The organism is Collinsella aerofaciens, from assembly GCF_902501475.1.
Taxonomy (GTDB): Bacteria; Actinomycetota; Coriobacteriia; order Coriobacteriales; family Coriobacteriaceae; genus Collinsella; species Collinsella aerofaciens_AL.
This window is the reverse complement of record NZ_CABWIF010000034.1, coordinates 1-3,123: the sequence shown is the minus strand read 5'-3', so window position 1 is coordinate 3,123 and position 3,123 is coordinate 1. Positions and strand designations below refer to the sequence as shown.

4 protein-coding genes are annotated in these 3,123 nt (G+C 57.5%); all 4 read right to left on the bottom strand.

Annotated features, from left to right (window positions below; all coding sequences use genetic code 11):
- Positions 1 to 279: 279 nt before the first annotated feature.
- The 4 genes from GDJ93_RS07150 to GDJ93_RS07135 all read right to left on the bottom strand — a co-directional run bounded on the left by GDJ93_RS07150 (position 280) and on the right by GDJ93_RS07135 (position 2,749).
- The gene (locus GDJ93_RS07150; RefSeq protein WP_035138973.1) at positions 280 to 921 is read right to left on the bottom strand and encodes a Rep family protein; all 642 of its coding nucleotides are present in this window, start codon (positions 919 to 921) and stop codon (positions 280 to 282) included.
- Positions 922 to 983: 62 nt separating this feature from the next.
- Entirely contained in the window at positions 984 to 1,211 is a 228-nt protein-coding gene (locus GDJ93_RS07145) for a type II toxin-antitoxin system RelE family toxin (RefSeq protein WP_154270956.1), read from the bottom strand.
- 25 nt (positions 1,212 to 1,236) lie between these two features.
- Positions 1,237 to 1,473, bottom strand: a complete 237-nt coding sequence (gene relB / locus GDJ93_RS07140) for a type II toxin-antitoxin system RelB family antitoxin (protein WP_035138971.1) — start codon at positions 1,471 to 1,473, stop codon at positions 1,237 to 1,239.
- 43 nt (positions 1,474 to 1,516) lie between these two features.
- Entirely contained in the window at positions 1,517 to 2,749 is a 1,233-nt protein-coding gene (locus tag GDJ93_RS07135; RefSeq protein ID WP_152068272.1) for a plasmid recombination protein, read from the bottom strand.
- Positions 2,750 to 3,123 lie beyond the last annotated feature (374 nt).

Genomic DNA, 3,123 nt, shown 5'->3' with positions numbered 1-3,123 from the left:
CTCGCCCCCCCTGTGGTCATTTGTCATTTGTCATTTGTCACATTATTTTTCGGACGTAGTTAGCGAAAAATAATGAGCCGCCCGATTCTGCAGGTCTCATCCAGTCGAGACACGGGCAAGGAAAGGGTCGATGGAGCAGAGCGTCCATCGACCCTTAATCAAGTCTGGTCTATTCGGTTGGCCGTCGCGTCAATTCCGCAATCCGTGAACGAGTCGGCTTAGATCTGCGCGAGCGCAGACCACGCCGCCCCGTAGTCACGCATTGCTGCATTGACCCGACTACTCTTTGGCACCTGACTGTTCCACGCACTTGCGCTTACGTTCGGCGTTCAGATAGTTCCCGCGACAATAGCGCTCGAGAATCGAGTTGTACCCCACGATGATTTCGCGGTACTGCTCGGGAAACTCCCTCAGCGCCGCAGCCGTGAAATCGTTGATGGTCTCGAACCTCTCGCACATGATGAAGCCGACCAACTCGAAGAGCATGTCCTGCTTGTCCTTAGTCGAGAGCTGTTCGAGCTGACCAATGTCGAAGTTGTTTCCCTCGATGCGTGCTTCGACCGGATACAGCTCCTTGCCCTTCTTGCGACAGGAAGCCGTGTCGTGAATCAGATAGTCATACGCATGCCTGATGTTGTTGATTGGCTCGGCTGACGAACAGCACTTCTTGCCGTCCGCGCTCAATCGGTTCAAGACGTTGATGATTGCCTTGCGTGTCGTGTTGCCGCCCCAGACAACAATGACGTGCGCATGCGTCTTGCGCTGCTTGCTCTTCTGGTCATGGTCTATGTCGTGAACCGCATAAGCGAAAGGCACTTGAAGAATGTCGTCTATCTCGTCCTGCCAGTCATCGCGCATGTTCTCTGGGTAGCAGATGCCCTCCCAGAGCTTCACCTTCGTCTCGCCAGCGTTTGCCGCCATGCTATAATCTCCTTGTCTCGAATGCCCCTGCTGCCGCCAAGCTTGCTGGGGCTTTTCTTTTTTTATCTGCGCTTGTAAACCTCGCGTCTATGCGCAACATCGACCACGAGAATGACGAGCCTGCCGTCATTGATGTCGCACAGGATTCGGTAGTCACCGACCCTGTATCGCCACACGCCTGCCAAGTTTCCCGTCAATGCCTTGCCCCTGCTTCTTGGGTCTTCGAGCTTCGCTATCTCGTCAAGCTCGTCAAACACCCGCGCGGCAACGCCCTTATCGAGCTTGCGCATCGCCTTGTCGGCGTTCCTCGTGAAATCAATTCGCCAGGCCACAGTGCGCCCTTACCTCGTCGATGCTGTAGGTCTCAAGCCTGCCAGCACGATAGTCCTCGATATCCTTGAGAATCCCGTACTCGTACTCGAAACGGTCGATAGCTTCTTGCAGGGCTTCGTTAACGTAGAAGCTCCTCGACCTGCCAGTCTCCTTCGCAAGACGGCTGTAGCGCTCGTTCAACTCGGTTGGAATCCTCATTGATGTGACCGCGGTAGCCATGTCGCACCTCCTTGTCGTGTATTACAGGTACTACTATAACACATCATCTAGCCCGCCCGCGATACGTCCTCTGCGGTGCAGCGTGGTCGCGGCTCCACGCATCCGCCGCCCGCTGCGCATCGCGCAGCACGTCATTAAGGCTCTGTTGCCTTGGCTGTTCCCTGCGCATCAGATATTCGAGCGGGCGCGATATTCGGCTTCTAAGCTCTTCCACTTTGATTCGCATTCCCGCAACTCCTGCTCTGATGCGGCTCGCGAGTCCATCGCACTGAGCAGCGATTCTATCGAGGATTGCGCCGCGCTCAGCTTTTCCCGCAGCTTCCCAGCCCCGAACCTCGGCAGCGATGGAGCGAAGCTCTCCAACGTCTCGCGCAACTCCGTCCGCTCGTTGCCGAAGACACTCCAATCGGTCTTGCTCCTCTTCGATATCGAGCTTCACGTCCTCGAGCTGGCTGTCAAGCTCGGCAAGGTCACCCTCCTTGTCGGCAATCTCGGTAACAAGCTCTGCCTTACGCGCTTCGGCATCGTTTAGCAAAGCGGCGGCTTCTTCCCTAGCCGCCGCGACGATTCGCGCCGCTTCGTCCTCGGCAGGTTGCACGACCGCCCTATCGACCGCCCCGCGTACCTTGTCGATGTCCACGGACTTGTCCGTGTAAACGCGCTGCGCCCGCGTCTCCTCGTCAAGCTCGATTGCAGGGCGGTAGCCCATGCGCTTCTCGAGGTAGTCCCCAAGCTCCTTGTGCATCGATTGATAGAACGAGCGGGGGCACATCTGCTTGTAGTTGAAGCGACCATCGAGGATGGGCGTGAACGGAACGTGCATATGGTCGCGGGCGGGCGTGCCGTCCTTCAGCACCTCGTCCTTGTGAACGTATCCGCCCATCATGTTGTCGATACCGAACTTCTTCGACAGGTACCAGTACGTCAGGCGAAAGAACCTATCCTCATCGCCCTTGCGCACATTGTCGGGAAGCGTCACAACAACGTCAGCCATAACGACCGCATCCTTGCGCGTGGCGCGCTTCCCAGCCGCCTTCTGGGCTTCGTTCACGCGCTCGATGCGGCTCTCCACCGTGCCCCAGTTCGGCTCGCCATCGCGCGGCTCCACGCGCCCCACAACGAGCTTGCCGTCCTTGTTGGTGTAGTGACCGACAACCAAGTCGTTCTTGATGCGCTCGGGGTCGATGTTGTCGCGCTCCAGGCTGCTGCGGTCGCGCCTATAGTGGGCGAGCATGTGCCCGACCGATTGAGCCTTGTACTTCGCTATGTGTGCCATGTTAGAACCGCCTTGCGTCAGATTTTAGCCGACTAAAGTCTAGCACGTTAGACCTTAGCTGCGCTAAGGACGTGCCCTGCGGGGCTTCTCCGCAATCCTCCCAGCGGTCGAGATTGCTGCGCGTCATCGGTGGCGGCACCTCTTCCTTGCCCGCTCGGCTGCGCCGAGATGGAGGGGTGAAACCCCTCCAAACCACCCCGACGTATCGGTATCGGATATCGGATTCCCATGGGCGAGGTCGTAGTACCTCGCCCCCCCTGTGGTCATTTGTCATTTGTCATTTGTCACATTATTTTTCGGACGTAGTTAGCGAAAAATAATGAGCCGCCCGATTCTGCAGGTCTCATCCAGTCGAGACACGGGCAAGGAAAGGG

Coding starts and splice junctions, on each gene's coding strand:
- relB (WP_035138971.1), bottom strand. CDS start 1,473: ATGGCTACCGCGGTCACATCAATGAGGATTCCAACCGAGTTGAACGAG.
- GDJ93_RS07145 (WP_154270956.1), bottom strand. CDS start 1,211: ATGCGCAAGCTCGATAAGGGCGTTGCCGCGCGGGTGTTTGACGAGCTT.
- GDJ93_RS07135 (WP_152068272.1), bottom strand. CDS start 2,749: ATGGCACACATAGCGAAGTACAAGGCTCAATCGGTCGGGCACATGCTC.
- GDJ93_RS07150 (WP_035138973.1), bottom strand. CDS start 921: ATGGCGGCAAACGCTGGCGAGACGAAGGTGAAGCTCTGGGAGGGCATC.